The organism is Marinobacter persicus (genome assembly GCF_002934325.1).
Lineage (GTDB): Bacteria > Pseudomonadota > Gammaproteobacteria > Pseudomonadales > Oleiphilaceae > Marinobacter > Marinobacter persicus_A.
The window spans coordinates 38,019-61,798 of the sequence record NZ_PTIV01000006.1 but is presented as its reverse complement, the minus strand read 5'-3'; the positions used below and the strand labels follow the sequence as shown (position 1 = coordinate 61,798).

The window sequence follows — 23,780 nt, the reverse complement described above, 5'->3', positions numbered from 1 at the left end:
GATCATGTGAATAAAGTGTTGACAGATATAGCCCGCCCCCCACAACCCTGTGGTAAACTCTGCCACCTTCCTGCAGTGCCCAGGCACTGGGCGGACCAACCCGTAACTGACTCGGAGACCGGCATATGGCCAAGAAATTTCTGTGTAGCCTGATTGGCGCCTCGCTGCTCGCTGCAGCCACCCTGGCGCAAGCTGAAGAACCCCGTGTTGTTGCCATTACCCAGATCGTTGAACACCCCGCTCTGGATGCAGCATATGAAGGTGTCAAAGACGAGCTGGCCGAACGTGGCTACCGCGAAGGCGAAAACCTCAAAGTGATGCATGAAAGTGCCCAGGGCAATTCCGCCATTGCTTCACAGATCGCTCGCAAATTTGTCGGTGAAAGCCCCGATGTGATCGTCGCTATCGCAACCCCGTCTGCCCAGACCGTTGCCGCGGCAGCCCGTAACATCCCGGTGGTCTTCTCCGCCGTCACCGACCCGGTATCTGCCAAGCTGGTCCAGAGCTGGGAAAAGCCCGGCGCCAACATCACCGGCGTCAGCGATATGCTGCCCATCGACAAGCACCTGGACATGATTCAGCGCGCCATGCCTGATGTTCAGACCATCGGTACCGTATACAACCCGGGCGAAGCCAATGCCGCCGCCCTGGTTGAGCTGCTGGAAGAAAAGCTGACCGAACGCGGCCTGAAGCTGGAAAAAGGCGCCGCCACCAAGACCTCTGAAGTGCTGGGCGCGGCCCGCTCCCTGGTAGGTAAAGTGGACGCCATCTACCTGACCACCGACAACACCGTCATCAGCGCCGCCGAAGCCGTGGTGTCTGTGGGCGAGCGTGCCGACATCCCGGTGTTCGCGGCCGATACCGCCACCGTTGAGCGTGGCGCCGTTGCCGCCATGGGCTTCAACTACTACAAGCACGGTCGCCAGACCGGCGCCATGGTTGCCCGCATCCTCGAAGGTGCGGATACCGCAACCACCCCGGTTGAAATCATGGAAGAACTCGATCTGTATGTGAACCCGGCCGCCGCCGAGCGCATGGGTATCACCCTGCCGGAAGACCTCATCAAGGACGCCACGAAAGTCGTCAAAAACGACTGATAACGCCTGACCAACACGGGCGGACCCCACAAGGGCCCGCCCGTTTTCTTTCACGGTGAACAATACCCATGCTCAGTGAAATCGCTTTTTACGGCGCGCTCGAAACCGGCCTCATCTATGGCCTGGTTGCCTTTGGTATCTACATCTCGTTTCGTGTTCTGGACTTCCCCGACCTGACGGTAGACGGCAGTTTCCCACTCGGTGCCGCCGTTGCCGCCGTACTCATCATGGGCGGCTGGAATCCCTGGCTGGCCACCGGTATGGCCATCATTGCCGGCATGGCTGCAGGCGCGGTGACCGCCCTGTTAAACGTCAAGCTCAAAATACTCAATCTCCTGGCCTCCATCCTGACTATGATTGCACTGTACTCAGTCAACCTGAGAATTATGGGGCGGCCCAACGTAGCATTGCTGGGTGAAGAAACGGTACTGACGCCCTGGTACGAACTCGGTCTGAAGTTCCATCAAGTGCCGGTACTACTGTTTATGGTCGTCGCCGTGGTAGTTCTCGTGCTGCTCTGGCGTTTCATGAAATCCGAGACCGGCCTGGCCATGCGGGCCACTGGTGCGAATCCACGCATGGCACGTGCACAGGGCATAGCCACCGGCTCCATGATTGTCCTGGGTGTAGCACTTTCCAACGGCCTGGTGGGCCTGGCCGGTGCCCTGTTTGCCCAGAGTCAGGGCGCTGCGGACGTCACCATGGGGGTGGGCGTGATCGTTATTGGCCTGGCGTCACTGATTGGCGGTGAAGCAGTGTTGACTCCCTCCACGGTGGTGCGCGCCCTAATTGCCTGTATCATCGGGGCCATTGTCTATCGTCTTGCTATCGCCTTTGCCCTGAACGCAGACGCCCTCGGCCTCAAGGCGCAGGACCTCAACCTGATTACCGCCGTATTGGTCACCCTGGCCATCGTGCTGCCGGGTGTGCGCACCAAAATCGCCCATCGCCTTACCCGCAAACAAGCCTGAGGAGCAACCATGATCAGCGCAACCGATCTGCAACTGACCTTTGGCAAGGGAACGCCGCTGGAAAACCCGGCCTTGCGGGGCATGAGCCTGACGGTGAACCAGGGCGAATTTGTTACCGTGATTGGCAGTAACGGCGCCGGTAAATCCACGTTCCTTAATGCCCTTGCCGGCGAAGTTCTGGTGGACAGTGGCAAAATCGTGGTCGATAACCAGGACGTCACCCGCCTGCCGACCCACAAACGCGCCAACCGGGTGGCCCGGGTATTCCAGGACCCCCTGGCCGGCACCTGTGAAAACCTCTCCATTGAGGAAAACCTGGCTCTGGCGATCAAGCGGGGCCAGAGCCGCGGGCTGACCTCTGCCGTCAAAAAGCAGTACATGAAGCAGTTCCGCGATAGCCTGTCGTCACTGAATCTCGGGCTGGAAAATCGCCTGGGCGACAAGATGGGCCTGCTTTCCGGTGGCCAGCGTCAGGCTGTCAGCCTGCTGATGGCCAGCCTGACGCCTTCCAGCATTCTGCTGCTGGATGAGCATACCGCCGCACTGGACCCGAAAACCGCGCGATTCGTTCTGGAATTGACCGAACACATCATCGCCACCCAGCAATTGACCGCACTGATGGTCACCCACAGCATGAAACAGGCACTGGAGGTGGGAAGCCGCACGGTGATGCTTCATCAAGGCCAAGTGGTGTTCGATATCAGCGGCAAGGAACGCGACGGTCTGGAGGTCAAAGACCTGCTTGGGCTATTCGAAAAACAGCGAGGCCTTCAGGTCGACGACGACAGCCTACTGCTGGGCTGATCACTCTTCCACCAAGCCGGAAATGGGGTCCCATCACCCCCTTTCCGGCAAGCGCCTGATTTACCGGGCCTCACCACAATTCAAGTCTTTTTCCATTGATTTTCCTTGCCCGGAACGCTCGGGTAATAGTTCCTCTCTTATTCACAGAACACAATATCCTGTTATACTCCTTCCAACTTAAACCCATATCTAGGGTTGCCAGGCAAGCGCCGGTGCGCAGGAAATCACCGGCTAACACAGACATACTGAAAACCGAGGGTGGCAATGAACGCAAAGGCACAGGCAGTGGTCACAACGATTCCCATGCAGGAAGCATCGCTCGATATCTGGAACAGCAAATACCAGCTGAAGACCAAAACGGGCGAGCCTGTCGACAAAAACATCAACGCGACTTACGAGCGGGTAGCCAAAGCGCTGGCCGAAGTCGAGAACAAATCCGTGCGCGCCAAACACATGAAGAATTTCATCTGGGCGCTGCAGAACGGAGCGATTCCCGCCGGACGCATTACCTCCAACGCCGGTGCAGAGGCCCACAAGCCGGCCACCTCCACCATCAACTGCACCGTATCCGGCATTGTTCATGATTCCATGGACGACATTCTGGAGAAAAACCACGAAGCGGGCCTCACCCTCAAGGCTGGCTGCGGTATTGGTTATGAGTTCTCCACCCTGCGTCCGCGCGGCGCCTATGTTGCCGGTGCCGGCGCCACCACTTCCGGCCCGCTGTCCTTTATGGACATCTTTGACCGCATGTGTTTCACCGTGTCCTCTGCCGGTGGCCGTCGCGGTGCCCAGATGGCTACCTTTGACGTCAATCACCCGGACGTTATCGAATTCATTCAGGCCAAGCGCGAAGACGGTCGCCTGCGCCAGTTCAACCTGTCTCTTCTGATCACCGAAGACTTCATCGAAGCGGTGAAAAACGGCGATGACTGGCACCTGTCGTTCCCGGTTACCCAGAAAGAAGTGGAAGACGAGGCCCTGAACCTGGCCGACGAGACCCAGTTCGTGTACCGCGACTTCCCGGTACAGGAAGGCTATGTGGTCAACGACGAAGGCAAGGTTGCCTGCCGTATCTACAAGACGGTGAAAGCCCAGTTCATCTGGGACACCATCATGACCAGCACCTATGACTACGCTGAGCCGGGCTTCATCCTGATCGACAAGGTCAACCAGATGAACAACAACTGGTTCTGCGAAGACATCCGCGCCACCAATCCCTGTGGCGAACAGCCCCTGCCCCCCTATGGCAGCTGCCTGCTGGGCTCGGTCAACCTGACCAAATTCGTGGAATACCCGTTCACCGAGAAAGCCAGCTTCAACTACGAGAAATACCGTGAAGTTGTCGGCATCTTCACCCGTATGCTGGACAACGTGGTGGAAATCAACGGCCTGCCGCTGCCGGAGCAGCGCCACGAGATTACCTACAAGCGCCGCCACGGCATGGGCATCCTTGGTCTGGGCTCTACCCTGGCCATGCTGCGCATGCCCTACGGTTCCGAGGAATCGGTGAAATTCACCGAGGAAGTGGTGCGCGAAATGGCCGTGGAAGGCTGGCGCCAGTCCCTCGCCCTGGCCGCTGAAAAAGGCCCGGCGCCGATCATGGAAGACGATTTTGAAGTCACCCCGAAAATGCTGAACAAGTGCCCGCAGTTGGCCAAAGACGGCTTCGGCGTGGGCGACAAGCTCAAGGGTAAGGTGCTTCACGCCAAATACAGCCGTTACATGCAGCAGATTGCCGATGTGGAGCCGGAGCTGATCGAACAGCTGATCGAAAAAGGTGGTCGCTTTACCCACCACACTTCCATCGCGCCCACCGGCACCATCAGCCTGTCACTGGCCAACAATGCCAGTAATGGCATTGAGCCGAGCTTCTCGCACCACTACGCGCGCAACATCATCCGCGAAGGCCGAAAGACCAAGGAAAAAGTGGATGTGTTCAGCTTTGAGCTGCTGGCCTACCGTCACCTGGTGAACCCGGCGGCGATGCCATTCTCCGAGGACGAAGACAAAAAACTGCCGGACTACTTCACCACCACGGATGACGTAACTCCGGCGCAGCACGTGGACATCCAGGCGGCGGCTCAGAAGTGGGTGGACTCCTCCATTTCCAAGACCGCCAACGTGCCCACCGAATTCCCTTATCCGGACTTCAAGGGCATCTATCTGTACGCGTACGATAAGGGCCTGAAGGGCTGCACCACCTTCCGCTTCAACCCGGAAGCCTTCCAGGGCGTACTGGTGAAGGAAAAAGACCTTGAAAACACTCTGTACGAGTTCACCCTGGACGACGGCAGCAAAGTGACCCTGCGAGGCAACGAAGAAGTGGAGTACGACGGCGAGATCCACAACGCCGCGAACCTCTTCGATGCCCTCAAAGAAGGCACCTACGGCAAGTACTGATCCGGGAACCGACAGACAGGAAAAACGACATGACAGTAAAAATCACCAACAAGATCGTCGGCTACCGCGTAAAGAAAGCCGAAGATGAAACCCCGACCGAAAAGCAAGCACCGGTGCATGCAGAAACCAAGCCGGTGGAGATGAACGAAAACATCGAACGGCCGGATTTTCTGCTGGGCACCACCTACAAGATCAAGCCGCCGGTGGCCGAGCATGCGATGTACATCACCATCAACGACATCCTGCTCAACGAGGATACGGATCACGAGAGCCGGCAGCCGTACGAAGTGTTCATCAACTCCAAGTCGATGGAGCATTTCCAGTGGGTTATCGCCCTCACCCGGGTTATCTCCGCAGTGTTCCGCAAGGGTGGCGACGTGACCTTCCTGGTGGAAGAGCTGCGCAGCGTGTACGACCCGAACGGCGGTTACTTCAAGAAAGGCGGCGTGTTCATGCCGTCCCTGGTGGCCGAGATTGGCGCCGTGATCGAGAAGCACCTGAAGGCCATCGGCCTGCTGGAAAGCGAGGAAATGAGCGAGACCACCAAGCGCATCCTCGCCGAAAAGCGTGCTGAGTTTGAAGCCAGCCAAAGCTCGGCCACCAACGACGACACCAGCGCCGATTACCCGCCCAATGCCACCATGTGCGGCAAGTGCAACACCAAGGCAGTGATCGTGATGGACGGCTGCGCCACCTGCCTGGCTTGTGGTGACAGCAAGTGCGGTTAGATTAAACCGCCGCTGAAAAAGCAAAAAGCCCGGGGCAAGCACCCCGGGCTTTTTTGTTTTCGGGGTCCTGATGGCAGCCCGGTGGACCGCTCACCAAGTCAGTGTAATGCTGGCCGTCGAAATGGCAGGACTCGAGAGCTTGCCTCAATCGGTGGCGCAACCGGTTGGCTCTGAAACAACAAGGCTTGCTGCAGACTGTAAAGCGAATCGTACATCATGGTCTGTATGAGCATCATCGCCTTCATGGGGCTACCAGCTGTCCGGCGCCTGGCGTCAATCACAAACTGTAACCCTCGCAGGCGGCGTTGGCTGGACTCCGGACTCCTTTGAATAAAATCTTCAATCAGCTCCGCACGTAATGCTTCGAAGCCAATGGGGTCACGCTGAGCCAGCTCCCTAAGCTCGTCGAACGCGGGCATATCCATAACTTTCCTCCATTCCTGGATTCAAGCAATGATGGCATTCCCTTTAAAACAACTGTCCCTGTAACCCGCATTCGACAGTGAAAACTCGCCTACTCTCAGTCCCTGGCAGGAAAAAAACCGGAACACTATCAGTTAAGCCCTGACGGGATACAGAATCAAGCTGATCTTCTATAGGGATGAGTGCATTCGCCGGTCATTTTTATTCACTCCAATCGCACAGATAAGCAGCCAGGCAAAGATAGTGGTTGAATATGTACTGCGAATCATTATCATTCGCTACTACAATTCATGACTGAAGGTTAACAATGCTATGAAAGCCTCCTCTCGGCGCTCCGGTTCTATCGCGCTCGTTTCTCTGCTTGGGGCCAGCTCGCTCGCCATGGCTCAGTCACAGACTGAAGACGCCACCACTCTCGACACACTGGACATCGTATCAGACGCCATTACTGCTCCTGACTATATGCCTCTGGAAAGGAAGCCCCAGGTGGGGAAAATGGACGTTCCCGTAGAGGACCAACCCTACTCCGTGTCGGTGATTGACCGGACGTTTATTGAAGATAGCGGCGCCAAGAACATCCAGGATGCCCTGCTCTACACCCCCGGCGTCTATGCTGGCGCTTTCGGCTTTGACACCCGCATTGACTCCGCCAAAGTGCGGGGTGTGGATGCAGGTCGGTATGTCGATGGCCTGCGGCAGATTTACGGCTCCTACAACTCCGTGCGAACCAACGTCTACGCTCTGGAAAGCATTGAAGTGCTGAAAGGCCCGTCGTCCACGCTTTACGGCCAGGGTGACCTCGGCGGCATTATCAATGCGGTTTCCAAATTGCCAAAAGCGGAGCAAGGCGGCGAAATCTGGGCTCAGTATGGCACCTTCAACCGCAAGCAACTGGCCGTGGATGTGACCGGCCCGGCCACTGAAAACGGCGATGTGTTGTACCGGGTGGTTGCCCTGGGTCGGGATAGCGACACCCAAGTCGATTATGTGGAAAACGACGGTTATGTGTTGGCCCCCTCCCTCACCTGGCGGCCAAGCAACGATACCAGCATAACGCTTCTGCTTAATCGCCAGGAGAATATCGGACAGATTTCCGCGCAGTTTCTGCCCCAGGAAGGCACCTTGGAGCCTGGCTCCCAGGGGTACATTGGTTCTGATCGCTTTGTCGGTGAGCCCGGCTGGGATCGCTATGATCGCGAAAAAACCGAAGCGACCCTATTCTTTGATCACCAGCTAAACGGTGACTGGGCAGTGGCTGCAACAGCCCGCTATACGGATTCCAGCGCGGAAACCCGGGAGCATTGGGTTCAGATTGGTGACGTGCCGGACGCGAATGGCGAAGTAGAACGCACCATTTATACCGTAGATGCGAGCACTCAAATCTTTAACGTTGATGCCCGCCTGGAAGGCGATCTTGAGCTCGGCGCCACCCGGCATCAGCTGATTGTAGGGGCGGACCGTCAGGATGCTCTTTGGGAGCAGTCCAACTATTACTATGGTGCCGGACAAGGTGGCACTTTCGACGTCTATAACCCGGAATACGGCAACCTGAATGCCAGCGTTATCAACCCGTCAGACCGTGCTGATAATGAAGTCGAACAGGTTGGACTTTACCTTGCGGACCACATTGAAATCGGTCCGGTGATCATCTCCGCCGGCCTTCGCCATGATTGGGCCGAGAACCGGAAACTGGCGGTCACCGGGTCAGATACCATCAGCGAGGAAGAAGCAACGACCGGCCGGGCCGGCGTCATGTACCGTTTTGAAAATGGCCTGTCGCCCTACCTCAGTTACGCGGAGGCCTTCAGCATGAACCTCGGCACTGATGGGACCGCAGAGGCCAATACACTCAAGCCCACCACCGGCGAGCAGCAGGAGGCCGGTATCAAATATGTGTCCCCGGATCGGTCGTTGGGTGCCACTGTCGCCTATTTTGACATCACCCAGGAAAATCGCATCAGCGACGGCAGCACTCCCGGCGGGGTGGCACAGACTGGTGCAGTTATTCATGGCTGGGAGTTTCAACTTAACAAACGCTGGAACCGCTTCGAAACGCAGGTCGCCTTCACGGAAATGAACGCCAAAGACGCTTCCAGCGGAAACCGTCTGCCCTACGTGGCAGAGCGTCAGGCCTCCTGGTGGAATAAGCTCTACATCGCGAGCAACTGGCGATTGGGTGCCGGTGTCCGCTATGTAGGCGACAATGTCGGCTCTGGCGGCGGCCCCACCGTCCCATCCGTAACACTCTACGATGCCATGGTCAGTTACACATGGAACAACTGGGATTTCAGCGTGGATGCCAAAAACCTGGCGGATGAAGAATACATCAGTTGGTGTCGTTCTGAAGGGGCTGACTGCGGCTACGGCGAACGGCGTACTGTGAATGCAAATGCAAGGTACCGCTTCTAGATTTAACCCTCTCTGGTGATACCCCCGCAGAGACAAACTCTTTGCGGGTTTTTTATCACCAAAGCTGCCATCCCGGGTATGTTAGACTCTGCGCCTGTTTCAATCAGGTTCAAGACAGGGGTCCCGATGCAAAGCTGGCTGTTTCTGGCATTGGCCATCGTTGCTGAAGTCGTTGCCACTTCGGCCCTGAAATCGAGTGAAGGCTTTACCCGCCTGGCGCCTACAGCCTTGGTGGTAGTCGGCTATGTGGTCGCTTTCTACTTCCTGGCCCTGGCTATTAAGGTGATTCCGGTGGGCGTCGCCTATGCGGTCTGGGCAGGCCTTGGAATTGTGCTGATCTCACTGATTGGCTGGCTGGTGTTCCAGCAGAAACTGGATGCCCCAGCGGTGATTGGCATGACCCTGATTCTCTCAGGCGTCTTGGTTATCAACCTTTTTTCCAGCACATCCGCGCACTAACCCCGTAAAAACCTGTTACCGTTAGGACATGGGCCAAACATTCCATGAAAGCAGTGACACACACTTCGTCATCGCGGGAGGTCTATGCCCACATCCCTGACTGCCGGCATTGTTACCTTTGCTTTAAGCGCCATCGTTATTGTGTTGGCCGGCAGCCGTCTGGCCAAGACAGCTGATGAACTGGCAGACCGGACCGGCCTGGGCGAGGTGCTGTTCGGGATCTTCCTTCTGGCGGGTGTAACCTCCCTCCCCGACTTTGCCGCCACGTTAAGTGCAGCCTTGGATTCCCGGCCGGATCTGGCCATGAGTAACGTGATGGGGAGCATGGCCGCCAACCTGGTGTTCCTGGGCATCGCGGATATCATCTACCGAAAGGCCAATCTGGAACACGCAGCAGCGTCGTCATCGAACCTCATGCTGGCCGCCCTACTGATTGTATTGCTGGCGCTGCCGTTGCTGGCCATAGCCAGCCCGCAAATTTCGGTGTGGGGCGTTCATCCGGTAACACCGGTATTGGTTGTTGGTTACATTTCCGGTCTATATCTCGTTCGTAGCGCCGACACCAAGCCCATGTGGTTCCCACGCCACACCCGACAGACAGTGCCAGATACGCCCACCACGGAGAACCATGGCAGCTTGGTAACAGCCTGGGTCAGCTTTATCGTATTGGCTGTTATTACAGGTATTTCGGGTTGGGCCCTGATGGAAAGTGCCAAGATCATCAGTGATCAGACAGGACTATCCGAGACCCTTATTGGGGGTCTGTTCACGGCACTTGCCACCTCCTCACCAGAACTGGTGACCACGATCGCCGCCATTCGCCGCAATGCTCTCACCCTCGCCGTGAGCAACATTTTCGGCACCAACTGTTTCAACATGCTGGTGGTGGCAGCGGCAGACGTTGGTTACCCTGGCGGTTCGATCTACCACGATATGGCGCCCATCCAGATGGCATGGGGGCTGATCAGTATCCTGATGACGGCCATTCTGCTCATGGGCATGGTCCGCCGCGAGGTCTACGGCATCGGCCGGATTGGCTTTGAAAGCGCACTGATTCTGGTTGTCTATGCCCTGGCTCTCAGCCTTGTGGTTGTCAGTGGTTAAGAGGCCTGCGCCTGAGTGCGCCTTGCCCGGGCGGGAAGGCTCTTAAGATCTTCGAGCACCAGATACAGGCAAGGCACCAAAAACAGGATCAGCAGGGTCGCGAAGACAATCCCAAAGCCCAGGGAGACAGCCATCGGAATCAGGTAAATCGCCTGCAGGGAAGTCTCGGTGATAATCGGCGCCAGGCCACCAAAGGTGGTTAACGTGGTCAACAAAATGGGCCGGAAGCGGCGCAGTCCGGCTTCGTAAATGGCATCCGACGCACCCAGGCGCCCCCTCTGGCGGTTGGCATGGGTGACCATGATCAATGAATCGTTCACCACCACACCGGAAAGCGCCACGATGCCCATGATACTGACCAGCGACAGCTCCATGCCCAGGATCATGTGGCCGATGATGGCGCCGACCGCACCAAACGGAATGGCAAGCATCACCACCAGCGGTTGCAGGTAACTGCCAAAGGCCACCGCCAGCAACGCGTAAATCACGCCCATGGCCAGTCCAAAACCGCCCCACAGGGCGGCTGTGGATTCACGCATATCGGCCTGGCTGCCCTCAAAACTCCAGGTCAGGCCGGGGAAGTCCGCCCGAAGTTGCGGCAAAATTTCATTCTCTATCACTTCAAGCACCTGACCGATGGCGGCCTTGGGCTCTACGTCGGTGCCCACGGTGATTACCCGACGACCGTCGCGACGGTCAATGGATCGGAACGACTCGCTGATGATTACCTCTGCCACATCCATCAGCGGAACTTCCTGGCCTTCCGGCGTCCGAATCACGAAGTTATCCAGATAATAGAGGTCCTGGCGCTGGTATTCAGGCAAGCGTACGCGGATTTCGTTTTCGTTGATGCCACGCAGCTGGCGCATGGCAATAGCGCCATAGAAGGCATCGCGCAGTTGGCGGCCAACCTCGGCGCCGGTCAAGCCAAGTGCCCTACCCTCATCCGTCAGGCTGATATCGAACTGGGGCTTGCCCACGGTGTAGCTGTCATTGACATCCCGGGTCTGGCTGATTTGCTCAAGTTCCTGGAAAAAGCGCTCGCTGGCCTGGGCCAGAATGTCGATGTCGGTGTGGCTCAGGTCGACACTGATGTCATGCCGCCAGCTACCAGGGCCCTGTTCCGCGGCAAACGTGATTTCATCGACGCCCTTGAAATCACGCAGTTCGTTGCGCCAGAGTTCGACGATTTCGCTGACCGTCATGTCACGCTCCTGCTCCGGGCGCAGCACCAGCTCCACATCAATGTAACGATCACCCCGCACGTTGGTCTTGATGCCCTCGGCGTTGCGTTCCAGATTGTGTTCTTCAAACAGCCGCTGGGTATCGCGGGTAATTTCCATGGCAAGCTCACCCGCCTGGCGAGGCGTGGTTCCTACCGGCAGACTCACGTTTGCTTCAATCTCATCGGCCGGGGATTCGGGCATCATGATCATGCCCATATGGCTGCTCACCGCATAGGCGCCGCAAACCACCATAATGGTCAGCGCCATCACCACAGTTACGTACCGAAAGCGCAGTGACAGATCCAGTAAAGGCCTGTAGCCGTGATCCACCACCGCCTGGAAGCCACGGGAGAAAACCCGTTGCACGGCATGCATGGTCCGGCCATAGATCGTGACCGTACCCCGCCCGCTGTGCGCCAGGTGGGCCGGCAGGATAAACAGCGCTTCGATCAGTGAGATTGCCAGCACCAGGATGACCACCACGCCCAACGGCCACCAGAACTTGCCGGTCACGCCGGGAATGAACAACAGCGGCAGGAAGGCCACGATGTTGGTGAGAATACTGAAAGTGACCGGGCCGGCGATGTCCTGGGCGCCCTTAATGGCCGCCTGCATAAAGGTCATACCCTGCTCCCGATATTCGTAGATGTTTTCGCCCACCACGATGGCGTCATCCACCACAATCCCCAGGACCATCAGAAAGCCAAACATCGAGATCATATTGATGCTGACGTCCATGACCGGCAGGAAAAACACACTGCCTACGAAGGAAACGGTCATGCCCATCATGATCCAGAATGCCAGGCGGTATTCCAGGAACAGGCTGAGAATCACCAGAACGATGACCATGGCCATCACTCCGTTCTCGAGCAGCATGGTCATGCGGTCTTCAAAGTGTTCAGCCCGGTTGCTGTCGATGCGCACGTTTACCACATTCGGCAGTGTCACCTTGAGCTCATCCATGACCTTCTCAACGGAGTCTGCAATCTCAATGGGCGACTGGTCGCCGGTACGAAAGATCTCGATCTCTACCGATGGCAAGCCATTGAAACGGGAGTGAAATCCTCCTTCCTCGAAACCGTCGTGTACGGTGGCAATGTCACCGAGCGTTACCGTTCCGCCAGAGTCGGCGGTTAGCAATACAATGCCTTCAAAGGCATCGGCCCACTGTTTACGTTCCTTCAGGCGCAGCAGTATGTCGCCGTTATCGGTGGCCATGGAACCGGCGGGAATATCCTGGCTGGATTGCTCGATACGGCTGGCCACGTCCCTCAGGGTCAGGTTGTATTTGCGCAGTGTGTCCTGGGGGATTTCAATGCTGGTCATGTAGGCCGGGACATCGCTGATGGAGGCCTGAGTAATGGCATCTTCCGCCAGCAGCCGGTTGCGAACCTGCTCCCCGAGCTGTCGCAAAGTCCAGATGTCCACATCGCCGAACAACACGAGTTCCAGCACATCCCGGGTAGGCGTGACCAGTCGCACTTCCGGCTCTTCTGCCTGCTCCGGGAACGTTCGAACCCGGTCTACCGCCTGCTTGATGTCCTGCAACGCCTGCATGCGGTTGCTGCCAGACACCAGCTCAAGCTGAATGCGTCCAGTGCCTTCCCGGGCCGTGGACGACATCTCCTCAATGCTTTGGATACCCTGAACGGCTTCTTCCACCGGCAGCAAGATGCCTTTTTCCACTTCCGAGGGCGAAGCACCGGGGTAGCTCACCGTGACCTGGACCATGTCCAGCTCAAATTCCGGAAATACCTCTTTCTGAACCTGGGTGGCCATCCAGAAACCACCGGCCAACAACAGAATCATCATCAGGTTGGCGGCGACCGAATTGCGGGCCATCCATTCAATGGGGCCTATCCAGCCCTGGCGTCTGGAATCACCACTCATGGCTGCTCACCTTCGAGTCGAAGCTTGGCGCCATCCACTACGGATGCCAGGTCATTGGTGATGACCTGGTCGCCGTCCGAAAGCCCATCACGAATGTACGCGAAGTTTTCATCCATGAAGGCGACATCTACCTTACGAACGGCCAAGGTCCGGTCTTCCATAACCCAAACCGTGTTGTTTCGGCGGATCAGATCCCGGTCCAGGCGCACCACGTTTTCCAGGGGGCGCCCTTCAATTTTCACCTTGAGGATACTGCCCAGAATCAACCCGGGACTGCCTTGGGCCTCGTCCAGCCCTAGCGGATCTTCCACCACAATAAGAACCCGGGCCATACGGGCGTTGCTGTCCAGTTCGCCAACCAGCTGTTGCAGGCGCCCTTTCCGTTGCTGGCCATCCTCCCAACTATCCTGATAAAGGGTTACCGCTGTGGCAGGTTTTGACTCGTCTCGGAAGGTAAGCCACCGAAGCTGCGACAGGGGCACTGTGGCTTCCACCCAGTACTCATCGGTTGCCACCAGGCGCCCAAGGGCTTCACCCGTACTGATTTCAGACCCCAGGGTCACCTCCCTGGCCAACACCTGGGCAGGAAATGGCGACTGGATATGGGTACGTGCCAGGTTAAGCTCGGCCTGGCGAACGGCCGCCCGCGCCGCTGCCACGGTGGCCCGGGCCTGCTGAAGCTGTGGTTTGCGCAGGATCAGCGCTTCGTTCTCAACCGGAATATCCTCACCCAGAAGCTCAAATTCCTGGCGGGCGACAGCCTGTTGTCCCTGCTCCAGTTCCAGGTCAGCCAATGCCTTCTGCAGTTCGCTGCGACGCTGCTCCAGTGCAATCTGATAGTCAGCCGGCTCAATACGCATCAATTCCTGGCCAGAAGCAACCAAACGCCCCGGCGTAAAGGCCTCGGCCTGCTGGACCACACGTCCGCTTACCCGTGCATTCAGGGTCACCTCCCGCGCCGGCATTACCTCGCCCATAACCTGGACGGTGGGACTGTACTGGCCGCGCCTGACCGTCTGAACATCCACCAGCATGGCCGTTTCGCGGGCCGCCCCGCCGCCCCGGGTTGCCGTAGGCTCAGTCTTGAAAATAAACCAGACCAGGACAACACCCGCCAACACAATCAATACGGTGATGAAAGCCGTCTTCAGAAAACCCGCTCGTCCCCTTTCAGGGCGAGCTGCATTGTCGTCAATGGGATGGCTCATGTCTGGTTGCTCTCCATTCGGTCATTCTGCGGCTCAATGCTGCCGGCCAGGGCGCGATACAATGCAACCCGGGCATTCAGCAACTGTTGCCGGGCGGTGAGCCGGGTTCGCTGCAAATCCTGCCGGTCCTGAAGCGCGTTCAGCACTTCGATGTAGCTGACCGCGCCATTGAGGTAACGGGTGCGAAGCTGGCGGTAACTGGCCCCGGCCAGGTCGATCTGTTGCTCAAGTCGCTCCAGGCGTTGTTGTTGCTGATGCTCCGTTGTCAGGGCATCTTCCACTTCCTGGATGGCGGTCAACACGGTTTGGCGGTATTCCTGCACCCTCTGCTCCAAAACGGCTCTCGAGCGGGTTACCTCAGCGCGCCGCTCGCCGCCATCCACCAGTGGCGCCACCAGGTTGCCGGCCAGGGTGGCCAGCCAGTTATCAAACAGTTCACGGGCGGTGTCTGTCCGATTGCTGATGGAGGCCTCCAGGGAAAGCCGCGGAAACCGGTTACTGATGGCGGCGGCCAGATCGCGATCCGCCGCCTGCACAAGCCGCCAGGCCTGCTGCACGTCAGGGCGGCGCTGAACCAGCTCACCCGGCACACCGGTTTGTGGCAAAGGCGGCAGCGACGGCAAGCGGGCCGATTCCGGTAGTGTGGCCCTAAGGGGGGGCTGGCCGGTCAGCACGGCCAACTGATTTTCGAGAACGCGGATGTCGCCTTCAAGGGTCGTCAGGCGCTCCCGGGAAGCGCTCACCAATTGACGCTGGCGCAGCACATCGGGGCTGCCGCTCTGCCCGGCGGTAAACCGGGTTTCAATGAGGCTGAGCACATCCAGGTTGGTCTGCAACTGATCCCGGGCCAAAGCCAGTTGTGCACGTTGCTCGACAAGCTGGAACCAGGTGTTGGCGATCTCGCCACTCAAGGATACGGCCGCCGCCTCGTAGTCGGACTGGCTGGCCGCAGCCCGCAACTCCTCGGCCTCGGTCAGGGCTTGTACCCGCCCCCACAAATCAACTTCGTAACTGGCACTGAGAGAGGTGCTGAAGGTGTCTGTGCTGGTGGTCTCCGATTCCTGTCGTTCTGCGCCGAGACTGGCATCAAGCGACGGCCACAATCCGGCGGCTTGGCGTTCGGCCGTCGCGCGCGCCTGCAACAAACGTTGGTAGTTGGCGGCAAGGCTGAAGTTGCCGGCCAGGGCATCCTTCACCAACTGGTTGAGATCGGGATCACCAAAAGCCTGCCACCATTGATTATTCAGCGGCAGCTCGCCACGTCGGGAAAAATCATCCGTGATGTCGGTTTGCGGTTCTGATGAACCGGGACTGGTGGCACATCCCCCCAAAATCACCGGTATAAGCAATAGCAAAAAACGCAATCTCGTTGTCATACACAAACTGGGCATGGAAATCCTGTTCCAACGGTGGACCGGTGAAAATTGGGAAACGTCGTCATTCTGCACCCACCCTTCTGCTTTTCAAGAACTCAGGAAAATCTTTTACAAATTGTCGGATAAAACCCTAGGAGTTAGTTACGAGCGTCGTTGCATTCGAGACTTCCGATATCTCCATAACTTAGGCATGATATTAACTCGTTTTAACGAACGTACTGGAAACCAATAACCCCCACAGGGAGAGAAAACGGATGAAGAAAGCATTTGCGCCCGCAATGGCGATTATCCTGAGTGTGATTCTGGCTGGCTGTGCAAGTTCCGGTGGACAGGCTGCCAATGGCGGCATTATTGGAGATATCCCGGAAGACAGTAAATTCGCCAAGATCGAAATCGGCATGCCGGAAGCCCAGGTCTATGATCTGATTGGTTACCCAACCGATACCACCGCCTACATCACCGGTAAGAGTTTCATTCCGTTCTACTATGGCAGTGACGCCGCGCGCACCGAAGCTATTTACAAAGACGAAGGCCGCATCACCTTCACTGGCGGTACCGGCTTTGGCGCCCGCACCTTCCAGGTGTATCGTATTGTCTATGATCCGACCGAAGACGGCTACGCCGACTAAGTCATACAACATGCGCCAATCACTTGGGGGAAAACCCAAGTGATTTGCTACAGCATGGGTTCCTGCGCTCTGGGCCAGCTTCTGGTGGCCTGGAGCGACAGAGGCATCTGCGCGGTCGGGCTGGCCGACACCCCTGACCAACTGATTCTCTCGTTACAAGCGGATTTCGCTGACCACCCCCTCCAGAAGATCGACCCAGCGAGTTCCCCCTATTTCTCAACGGTGCATCGTTTTATTGAGGTTCCTTCAGCCTCGCCACCGGATCTGCCGCTCGACCTGATGGGCACCGCGTTTCAGCAACGCGTTTGGCAAGCCCTGACAGACATTCTCCCCGGACAAACACTGAGCTACGCCCAATTGGCCCGGAACGCCGGCAAACCCTCCGCCATTCGTGCGGTGGCTAACGCCTGTGGGGCCAACCGGATTGCCATTCTCGTTCCCTGCCACCGTGTCGTACGTAGCGATGGAACCCCAGGAGGCTACCGCTGGGGGGCAGATCGCAAGCAGACTCTGCTTGCGCGTGAAGCCACTACTCCCGATCACTAACACAGATTCTTTGCTGTCATTTGACAGGCAACTCATCCATTGGTCTCGGCCACAGGCGACCTTCTATTGACGTCTGTCAATATACCGCTTCGGCCACCGCCATAGGATGTAGGTTGGCAGTACATAAAAAAATCAGGAATTCAGGAGAAGCACACCGATGACGTTCTGGCCGTGGAGTAAGGAACTTGAGGTTGGAATCGGGGAGATCGACGAGCAGCACAAGTGGCTGGTGGACACCACCAACGAACTGCATGACGCCATGGAAGCTGGTGCCACCAATCAACAGATTGGCGACATTCTGGAAGCCCTCATGGATTACACCATGAACCACTTCATCGTCGAGGAAGATCTCTTCAACCGACTGGGTTACCCGGAAACTGAAGCGCACAAGGCAGAGCACAACAAGTTCACCGGTCAGATCATGGACCTGCTCGATCGCCATGAAAGTGGCGAGTCAGCCGGTGATGAAACCCTGACTCTGCTGAAAGAATGGCTGACGCACCACATCCTGAAAGTGGACAAAGCCTATGTTGAGCATTTCAAAGCCCACGGCGTTACGTAAAAGAGTTACATGAAAGAGTTACATAAAAGGGCCACTTAAAGGAGCTACATACTTGCCTGCACCGGCCCATGTACCTCCTCAAGACAAGCCAGCATGGGAGCCACCTCCCTGATCTTTCGGGCGCGAGGCCAAAGCGCCTCAGCCTCCGAAAAGGCCAGCCGCAAATAATTCAGCCACTGTTTGATGCGACCGGTGACAAACCGGTCTTCAAGACGCAGCTGCAAGGCCGCCGCGTAGTCGCGGACCAACTCCACCACCTGTAGCCAGGTCATTGCCGGCAGTCTTTCCCCCCTCTGCGACGCCTTTATCTGTGCCGCCAGATCCGGGCGCGCAACCAGCCCCCGGCCAATCATCACATCGTCGCAACCGGATACTTCCCGGCAACGCCAGTAATCATCCACCGTCCAGATGTCGCCATTGGCAATAACATGAGTGCTGACCGCTTCCCTCACCCGTGCGATGTCTTCCCAGTATGCGGGTGGCTTATAACCGTCAACCTTACTACGCGCGTGCACGACAACTTCCGATACACCAGCAGCCTCAAGGGCCTGGGCACAGGCCACTCCCATGGAACGATCCTCATAGCCCAGCCGCATTTTGGCGGTCACCGGTACCGCCTGCGGTGTGGCCCGGCGCACGGCAGAGGCAATCTCATGCATCAGTTCAGGCTCGCGCATGAGAACACAGCCGCCCTTGTGTTTATTGACGGTTTTGGCCGGGCAGCCAAAGTTGATATCCACCTGCCCTGCGCCCAGCTCTGCGGCCCTGGCACCGTGGAGCCCCATCATCTCGACATTGGACCCCAGCAACTGGACCGCCACCGGCACACCGGCCTCGGTCAACGCCCTGTTGTGCAGTTCCGGCGCGTATTTGTAGAAGATGCGGGGCGGCAGCATGCCGTGGGTCACGCGAATGAACTCGGTCACGCAGCGATCTATGCCTCCAACGCGGGTCAGCGTCTCGCGGATCGGGGCATCAACCAGCCCTTCCATCGGGGCAAGGATAATTCGCATGGGGGCTCCACAAAGTAATCTGGCAGGTGTGCTCAGGGATTGAGCAAAAGCGGAGCGGATTGTAAGGAATTTACCGGCGGGTGGATAGCCGGGCATCCCGAAACAGGATGCCCGGTCGCTGGCGGGGTTATCCCTGAACGTCGAAGCGGTCGTTGTTCATGACCTTGGTCCAGGCTTTCACGAAGTCGTTCACGAACTTCTCTTCGTTATCGTCCTGGGCGTACACCTCAGCGTAGGAGCGAAGGATGGAGTTGGAACCAAACACCAGGTCAATCCGGCTTGCGGTCCACTTCACCTCATCGGTCTGGCGGTCTCGAATCTCGTAGAGATTGTTACCTGCCGGCTTCCAGCTGTACGCCATATCGGTCAGGTTCACGAAGAAGTCGTTCGTGAGGTGGCCTTCGCGGTCGGTGAACACACCATGCTTGGTGCCGCCATGGTTGGTACCCAGTACTCGCATGCCACCAATCAGCACCGTCATCTCCGGGGCGGTCAGCCCCATCAACTGGGCGCGGTCGAGCAACATCTCCTCCGGTTTAACCACATAATCCTTCTTCTGCCAGTTGCGGAAGCCATCCGCCAGCGGCTCCAACGGCTCGAAAGATTCAACATCGGTCATCTCGGCGGAGGCATCGCCACGGCCTTTCAGGAAGGGCACACGAATATCGTAACCCGCTGCCTTGGCCGCCTTCTCGATACCGACACTGCCGGCCAGGACAATCACATCCGCCACACTGGCGCCGGTTTCAGAAGAGATCTGCTCGTACACCTTCAGCACCTTGGCCAAGCGATCCGGTTCGTTGCCTTCCCAGTCTTTCTGGGGTGCCAAGCGAATGTGGGCACCGTTGGCGCCGCCCCGCATGTCAGAACCACGGAAAGTCCGGGCGCTGTCCCAGGCAGTACTCACCATTTCTGCAATAGACAGATTGGTCTCGGCGATCTTTTCTTTCACCACTTCTTCGCAGTAATCGGTACTGCCAGCCGGCACCGGGTCCTGCCAGATCAGGTCTTCAGCCGGTGCCTCCGGGCCGATGTAGCGGGTTTTCGGACCCAGGTCCCGGTGAATCAGCTTGAACCAGGCACGGGCAAAGCAATCCTTGAAGTACTCCGGATCAGCCATGAACTTTTCACAGATGGCTCGATAGGTCGGGTCCATCTTCATGGCCATGTCGGCATCAGTCATGATCGGATTGTGGCGAATGGAAGGATCGGTGGCATCCACCGGCTTGTCTTCCTCCTTGATATCCACCGGTTCCCACTGGTGCGCGCCTGCCGGGCTGGTCTTCTGCTCCCACTCATGGTTAAACAGGAGATCAAAATAACCCATGTCGAACTGGGTCGGATTGGTGGTCCAGGCGCCCTCAATACCGGAGGTTACCGCATTGGCGGCCTTGCCCTGCATGCCGGGGTTCTTCCACCCAAAGCCCTGCTCTTCCACATCCGCAGCTTCAGGCTCCGGGCCCAGGGCACTGGCATCACCATTACCATGGCACTTGCCAACGGTGTGACCACCCGCGGTCAGTGCGGCGGTTTCCTCGTCGTTCATGGCCATGCGCTTGAAGGTCTCTCTGACCTGTTCTGCCGTTTTGAGCGGATCGGGCTTGCCATTAACGCCTTCGGGGTTCACATAGATCAAGCCCATCTGAACCGCCGCCAGCGGGTTCTCCATGGTGTCCGGATCATCCACGTTGTCATATCGCTCATCGGAGGGAGCCAACCATTCCTTCTCCGCTCCCCAGTAGATGTCTTTCTCCGGATGCCAGATGTCTTCCCGGCCAAACGAGAAACCGAAGGTCGGCAGCCCCATGGACTCATACGCCACGTTACCGGCGTAGATAATCAGGTCCGCCCAGGAGAGTTTGTTGCCGTATTTCTTCTTGATCGGCCAAAGCAGACGACGGGCCTTGTCCAGGCTTACGTTGTCCGGCCAGGAATTGATTGGAGCAAAGCGCTGGTTGCCGGTGCCACCACCACCGCGACCGTCCGCGATACGATAGGTGCCCGCAGCATGCCAGGACATACGGATCATCAGGCCACCGTAATGGCCCCAATCCGCCGGCCACCAGTCTTGGCTGTCGGTCATCAGAGCGTGGACGTCTTTTTTCAGGGCTTCGAAATCCAGCTTCTTGACCTCTTCCCGATAGTCAAAGTCCTCACCCATCGGGTTGGTCTTGCGATCGTGCTGGTGAAGGATGTCCAGATTCAGCGATTCCGGCCACCAATCCGTGTTGCTATGGCCGGCTTCGGTGTTACCACCGTGCATCACCGGGCACTTGCCACCACTAGTATTCTGAGTCATCACACTCTCCTGCTGTCATTGCGTTTGCAAAACGACTTGGACGTAGTTCGAAACCACACTAAATATAGATCATTCAAACTTAACTGCCTGAGCCTTTTCCTAAGGCAGACATAGCGAATACCTATAGACTTTCCCGCGTCTCTGGCAGTGCGCAAGGCTTTGGATTCACCAAGCCATTGCGAACTCGCAGCTGTAATCCGCCAGAATCCCGAGAGAGTCACTCCATGCTTCTGCGGCCATACTCACGAAGGCTGACATAGAACAACTCCTGCGTTAACGAGAACACTTTTAGCGTAGCTCAGGGCTGCAAAAACATGACAATCAATTAAAAATAACTTTTCGAGAGTTATTTTCTATCGGACGTTGCAAAGGGCGGGAATCGATTCAAAGCCGTTCTACACGAACGAATTTACCGGCATCGTCGAAGAGTATGCAGAAGCTGCCGCGTATGCCGTCTTTGAGGAAAAAACGGGAGAGGATGCGGGCCGGGAAGCGGACAGAGCGTCCGTCCCGGGCCGTGGTGCGAACCTCAGTTGCGGTTCCCTGATAGAGCTTGAGCCACTCATCCGGGCTGATACTGAGGTCCACGATGATCTGCTGCATGGCGCGCCTTAGTTGGCCATTTCCAGCAACAGACGGTTCAGGCGGCTGACGTAGGCGCCCGGGTCTTCCAGCTGCTCGCCACTGGCCAGGGTGGCCTGGTCGAACAGAACCGCGGACAACTCGTTGAAACGCTCGTCGCCTTCCTCACGCTCCAGTCGCTGAACCAGCGGATGGTCCACGTTGATCTCGAAGATCGGCTTGCTTTCCGGCACCTTCTGGCCAGCCGCTTCCATGATCTTCTTCATCTGGGCGCCCATGTCGAACTGCCCTACCACCAGGCACGCCGGGGAGTCAGTCAGGCGCTTGGTCACGCGCACTTCCTGAACCTGGTCCTTCAGGGCGTTCTGGATGCGTTCCACCAGGCTCTTGTGCTCTTCTGCGGCTTCTTCCTGCTGTTTCTTGTCTTCCTCGGTTTCCACTTCGCCGAGGTCCAGGTCGCCACGGGCCACGTCCTGGAACTGCTTGCCGTCGTATTCGCTGAGGTAGGTCATCATCCACTCATCAATACGGTCGGACAGGATCAGCACTTCCACGCCCTTCTTGCGGAACACCTCCAGGTGCGGGCTGCTCTTGGCGGCGCTGAAGTTGTCGCCGGTGATGTAGTAGATCTTGTTCTGGCCTTCCTTCATGCGGCCGATATAGTCATCCAGGGACACGTCCTGGGTGGCCTCACCGGTATGAGTGGTGGCAAAGCGCAGCAGGCCGGCGATCTTCTCGCGATTGCCGAAGTCCTCGGCCGGGCCTTCCTTCAGTACGGTGCCGAACTCGTTCCAGAAGGTCTGGTAGTCTTCCGGCTGCTTCTTGGCCAGCTTGGACAGGGTATCCAGCACGCGCTTGGTCATGGCGGTGCGGATGCTGTCCACCGTGCTGTCGTTCTGCAGGATTTCCCGGGAAACGTTCAGGGACAGGTCGTTGGAGTCGATCACGCCCTTGGTGAAGCGCAGGTACAGCGGCAGGAACTGCTCGGCGTCGTCCATGATGAACACGCGCTGCACGTACAGCTTCAGGCCGCGCGGCGCTTCGCGGTTGTAGAGGTCAAACGGTGCCCGCTTGGGGATGTACAGCAGGCTGGTGTAGTCCAGCTTGCCCTCGACCTTGTTGTGGGACCAGGTCAATGGGTCTTCGAAATCGTGGGCGATGTGCTTGTAAAATTCCTTGTACTCTTCGTCCTTGATTTCGGTACGCGGCAGGGTCCACAGGGCGGTGGCGTCGTTGACGGTTTCGTCTTCGCCCTTCTTGTCCTCTTCCTCGGATTCGGACTTCATGATCACCGGGAAGGAGATGTGGTCTGAGTATTTCTTCACCAGGTTGCGCAGGCGGAAACCGTCGGCAAACTCTTTGGCGTCGGACTTTAGGTGCAGGGTGATTTCAGTACCGCGCTGCTCACGCTCGGTCTGTTCGATGGTGAACTCGCCATCCCCTTTCGATTCCCAATGCACGCCTTCGTTGGCGGGCGCACCGGCACGACGGGTTTTGACCTCGACTTTGTCGGCCACGATGAAGGAAGAATAAAAACCCACACCAAACTGGCCGATCAGCTTGCTGTCTTTCTTTTCATCGCCAGACAGCTGCTTGAGGAATTCGGCGGTGCCGGACTTGGCGATGGTGCCCAGGTTGGCGATCACATCGTCACGGGTCATGCCGATGCCGTTGTCGGTGAGGGTGACGGTGCCCGCTTCCTTGTCGTAATCGAGGCGAATGCTGAGCTCGGAGTCGCCTTCGTAAAGGGCCTCGTCTTTCAGGGCGGCAAAGCGCAGCTTGTCTTCGGCGTCTGACGCGTTGGAGATCAGTTCGCGCAGGAAGATTTCCTTGTTGGAATACAGGGAGTGGATCATCAGCTGAAGCAGCTGTTTCACTTCCGTCTGGAATCCCAGTGTTTCTTTGTTGGCTTCTACCGTCATGGGTGCTTGGTCTCCTTTTCTCGGATTTGGTGCAAGACGTGGGTGGGGTGCGTCTTTCCAAAAACCGCTCCTTACGGCACATCCATGTGGCGCTTATGCTCCGCCATCCCTGGCTCCGCAAATTTTTGG

At 57.5% G+C, this 23,780-nt stretch carries 19 protein-coding genes; 11 read left to right on the top strand and 8 right to left on the bottom strand.

From position 1 onward, the window contains the following. The first annotated feature begins 125 nt into the window (after positions 1 to 125). The 5 genes from BY454_RS05130 to BY454_RS05110 all read left to right on the top strand — a co-directional run bounded on the left by BY454_RS05130 (position 126) and on the right by BY454_RS05110 (position 6,003). A complete protein-coding gene (locus tag BY454_RS05130) occupies positions 126 to 1,097 on the top strand; it encodes an ABC transporter substrate-binding protein (RefSeq protein WP_104415747.1) in 972 nt (323 codons plus the stop codon). A gap of 68 nt (positions 1,098 to 1,165) precedes the next feature. Then, positions 1,166 to 2,068 carry an ABC transporter permease gene (locus BY454_RS05125; protein WP_104415748.1) on the top strand — a complete coding sequence of 301 codons (903 nt, stop codon included), beginning with the start codon at positions 1,166 to 1,168 and terminating at the stop codon, positions 2,066 to 2,068. Positions 2,069 to 2,077: 9 nt separating this feature from the next. Then, positions 2,078 to 2,872, top strand: coding sequence for an ABC transporter ATP-binding protein (locus tag BY454_RS05120; RefSeq protein WP_104415749.1), 795 nt, complete (start codon positions 2,078 to 2,080; stop codon positions 2,870 to 2,872). Between the two features lie 264 nt (positions 2,873 to 3,136). Then, positions 3,137 to 5,275 (top strand): adenosylcobalamin-dependent ribonucleoside-diphosphate reductase, encoded by a 2,139-nt coding sequence (locus tag BY454_RS05115; RefSeq protein WP_104415750.1) that lies wholly within the window; start codon positions 3,137 to 3,139, stop codon positions 5,273 to 5,275. A gap of 29 nt (positions 5,276 to 5,304) precedes the next feature. Then, the gene (locus BY454_RS05110) at positions 5,305 to 6,003 is read left to right on the top strand and encodes a TSCPD domain-containing protein (RefSeq protein WP_104415751.1); all 699 of its coding nucleotides are present in this window, start codon (positions 5,305 to 5,307) and stop codon (positions 6,001 to 6,003) included. A 98-nt stretch (positions 6,004 to 6,101) separates the two neighbouring features. Here the strand turns inward: BY454_RS05110 and BY454_RS05105 are convergent, their stop codons facing one another. After that, a complete protein-coding gene (locus BY454_RS05105; RefSeq protein ID WP_104415752.1) occupies positions 6,102 to 6,428 on the bottom strand; it encodes a DUF3135 domain-containing protein in 327 nt (108 codons plus the stop codon). Positions 6,429 to 6,738: 310 nt separating this feature from the next. Here BY454_RS05105 and BY454_RS05100 point away from each other — a divergent pair, with 310 nt between their 5' ends. The 3 genes from BY454_RS05100 (at position 6,739) to BY454_RS05090 (ending at position 10,398) form a co-directional block, all read left to right on the top strand. Next, positions 6,739 to 8,835, top strand: coding sequence for a TonB-dependent siderophore receptor (locus BY454_RS05100; protein WP_104415753.1), 2,097 nt, complete (start codon positions 6,739 to 6,741; stop codon positions 8,833 to 8,835). A 126-nt stretch (positions 8,836 to 8,961) separates the two neighbouring features. Continuing rightward, positions 8,962 to 9,294 (top strand): DMT family transporter, encoded by a 333-nt coding sequence (locus BY454_RS05095; protein WP_104415754.1) that lies wholly within the window; start codon positions 8,962 to 8,964, stop codon positions 9,292 to 9,294. An 84-nt stretch (positions 9,295 to 9,378) separates the two neighbouring features. Continuing rightward, complete coding sequence (locus BY454_RS05090) at positions 9,379 to 10,398, top strand: sodium:calcium antiporter (protein WP_104415755.1); 1,020 nt, start codon at positions 9,379 to 9,381, stop codon at positions 10,396 to 10,398. Here BY454_RS05090 and BY454_RS05085 read toward each other — a convergent pair. From BY454_RS05085 to BY454_RS05075, 3 genes are read right to left on the bottom strand one after another with little or no spacing between them, the layout of a single operon-like run. Further along, positions 10,395 to 13,514 (bottom strand): efflux RND transporter permease subunit, encoded by a 3,120-nt coding sequence (locus BY454_RS05085; protein WP_104425541.1) that lies wholly within the window; start codon positions 13,512 to 13,514, stop codon positions 10,395 to 10,397. The two genes, BY454_RS05090 and BY454_RS05085, sit on opposite strands and share 4 nt — an antisense overlap. Continuing rightward, entirely contained in the window at positions 13,511 to 14,722 is a 1,212-nt protein-coding gene (locus BY454_RS05080) for an efflux RND transporter periplasmic adaptor subunit (RefSeq protein ID WP_104415757.1), read from the bottom strand. Before BY454_RS05080 ends, BY454_RS05085 begins: the two co-directional genes overlap by 4 nt. After that, complete coding sequence (locus BY454_RS05075) at positions 14,719 to 16,077, bottom strand: efflux transporter outer membrane subunit (protein ID WP_181049650.1); 1,359 nt, start codon at positions 16,075 to 16,077, stop codon at positions 14,719 to 14,721. The genes BY454_RS05080 and BY454_RS05075 overlap by 4 nt, the downstream gene beginning before the upstream one ends. A 275-nt stretch (positions 16,078 to 16,352) precedes the next feature. On the opposite strand from BY454_RS05075, the gene BY454_RS05070 reads away from it, so the two are divergent. From BY454_RS05070 to BY454_RS05060, 3 genes are all read left to right on the top strand, one after another. Continuing rightward, the gene (locus BY454_RS05070; RefSeq protein WP_104415759.1) at positions 16,353 to 16,727 is read left to right on the top strand and encodes a hypothetical protein; all 375 of its coding nucleotides are present in this window, start codon (positions 16,353 to 16,355) and stop codon (positions 16,725 to 16,727) included. A 54-nt stretch (positions 16,728 to 16,781) separates the two neighbouring features. Beyond that, positions 16,782 to 17,273 carry a methylated-DNA--[protein]-cysteine S-methyltransferase gene (locus BY454_RS05065; protein WP_104415760.1) on the top strand — a complete coding sequence of 164 codons (492 nt, stop codon included), beginning with the start codon at positions 16,782 to 16,784 and terminating at the stop codon, positions 17,271 to 17,273. A 157-nt stretch (positions 17,274 to 17,430) separates the two neighbouring features. Further along, entirely contained in the window at positions 17,431 to 17,835 is a 405-nt protein-coding gene (locus BY454_RS05060; RefSeq protein ID WP_104415761.1) for a bacteriohemerythrin, read from the top strand. 44 nt (positions 17,836 to 17,879) lie between these two features. Here the strand turns inward: BY454_RS05060 and BY454_RS05055 are convergent, their stop codons facing one another. From BY454_RS05055 to htpG, 4 genes are all read right to left on the bottom strand, one after another. Next, a complete protein-coding gene (locus tag BY454_RS05055) occupies positions 17,880 to 18,848 on the bottom strand; it encodes a tRNA dihydrouridine synthase (RefSeq protein WP_104415762.1) in 969 nt (322 codons plus the stop codon). A gap of 127 nt (positions 18,849 to 18,975) precedes the next feature. After that, positions 18,976 to 21,147 carry a catalase/peroxidase HPI gene (gene katG / locus BY454_RS05050; protein WP_104415763.1) on the bottom strand — a complete coding sequence of 724 codons (2,172 nt, stop codon included), beginning with the start codon at positions 21,145 to 21,147 and terminating at the stop codon, positions 18,976 to 18,978. Positions 21,148 to 21,531: 384 nt separating this feature from the next. After that, a complete protein-coding gene (locus tag BY454_RS05045; protein ID WP_104415764.1) occupies positions 21,532 to 21,750 on the bottom strand; it encodes a DUF2835 domain-containing protein in 219 nt (72 codons plus the stop codon). An 8-nt stretch (positions 21,751 to 21,758) separates the two neighbouring features. Then, entirely contained in the window at positions 21,759 to 23,651 is a 1,893-nt protein-coding gene (gene htpG, locus BY454_RS05040) for a molecular chaperone HtpG (protein WP_104415765.1), read from the bottom strand. Positions 23,652 to 23,780 lie beyond the last annotated feature (129 nt).

Coding starts and splice junctions, on each gene's coding strand:
- BY454_RS05070 (WP_104415759.1), top strand. CDS start 16,353: ATGAAGAAAGCATTTGCGCCCGCAATGGCGATTATCCTGAGTGTGATT.
- BY454_RS05095 (WP_104415754.1), top strand. CDS start 8,962: ATGCAAAGCTGGCTGTTTCTGGCATTGGCCATCGTTGCTGAAGTCGTT.
- katG (WP_104415763.1), bottom strand. CDS start 21,147: ATGACTCAGAATACTAGTGGTGGCAAGTGCCCGGTGATGCACGGTGGT.
- BY454_RS05130 (WP_104415747.1), top strand. CDS start 126: ATGGCCAAGAAATTTCTGTGTAGCCTGATTGGCGCCTCGCTGCTCGCT.
- BY454_RS05045 (WP_104415764.1), bottom strand. CDS start 21,750: ATGCAGCAGATCATCGTGGACCTCAGTATCAGCCCGGATGAGTGGCTC.
- BY454_RS05110 (WP_104415751.1), top strand. CDS start 5,305: ATGACAGTAAAAATCACCAACAAGATCGTCGGCTACCGCGTAAAGAAA.
- BY454_RS05120 (WP_104415749.1), top strand. CDS start 2,078: ATGATCAGCGCAACCGATCTGCAACTGACCTTTGGCAAGGGAACGCCG.
- BY454_RS05105 (WP_104415752.1), bottom strand. CDS start 6,428: ATGGATATGCCCGCGTTCGACGAGCTTAGGGAGCTGGCTCAGCGTGAC.
- htpG (WP_104415765.1), bottom strand. CDS start 23,651: ATGACGGTAGAAGCCAACAAAGAAACACTGGGATTCCAGACGGAAGTG.
- BY454_RS05115 (WP_104415750.1), top strand. CDS start 3,137: ATGAACGCAAAGGCACAGGCAGTGGTCACAACGATTCCCATGCAGGAA.
- BY454_RS05080 (WP_104415757.1), bottom strand. CDS start 14,722: ATGAGCCATCCCATTGACGACAATGCAGCTCGCCCTGAAAGGGGACGA.
- BY454_RS05085 (WP_104425541.1), bottom strand. CDS start 13,514: ATGAGTGGTGATTCCAGACGCCAGGGCTGGATAGGCCCCATTGAATGG.
- BY454_RS05125 (WP_104415748.1), top strand. CDS start 1,166: ATGCTCAGTGAAATCGCTTTTTACGGCGCGCTCGAAACCGGCCTCATC.
- BY454_RS05090 (WP_104415755.1), top strand. CDS start 9,379: ATGCCCACATCCCTGACTGCCGGCATTGTTACCTTTGCTTTAAGCGCC.
- BY454_RS05060 (WP_104415761.1), top strand. CDS start 17,431: ATGACGTTCTGGCCGTGGAGTAAGGAACTTGAGGTTGGAATCGGGGAG.
- BY454_RS05100 (WP_104415753.1), top strand. CDS start 6,739: ATGAAAGCCTCCTCTCGGCGCTCCGGTTCTATCGCGCTCGTTTCTCTG.
- BY454_RS05065 (WP_104415760.1), top strand. CDS start 16,782: ATGGGTTCCTGCGCTCTGGGCCAGCTTCTGGTGGCCTGGAGCGACAGA.
- BY454_RS05055 (WP_104415762.1), bottom strand. CDS start 18,848: ATGCGAATTATCCTTGCCCCGATGGAAGGGCTGGTTGATGCCCCGATC.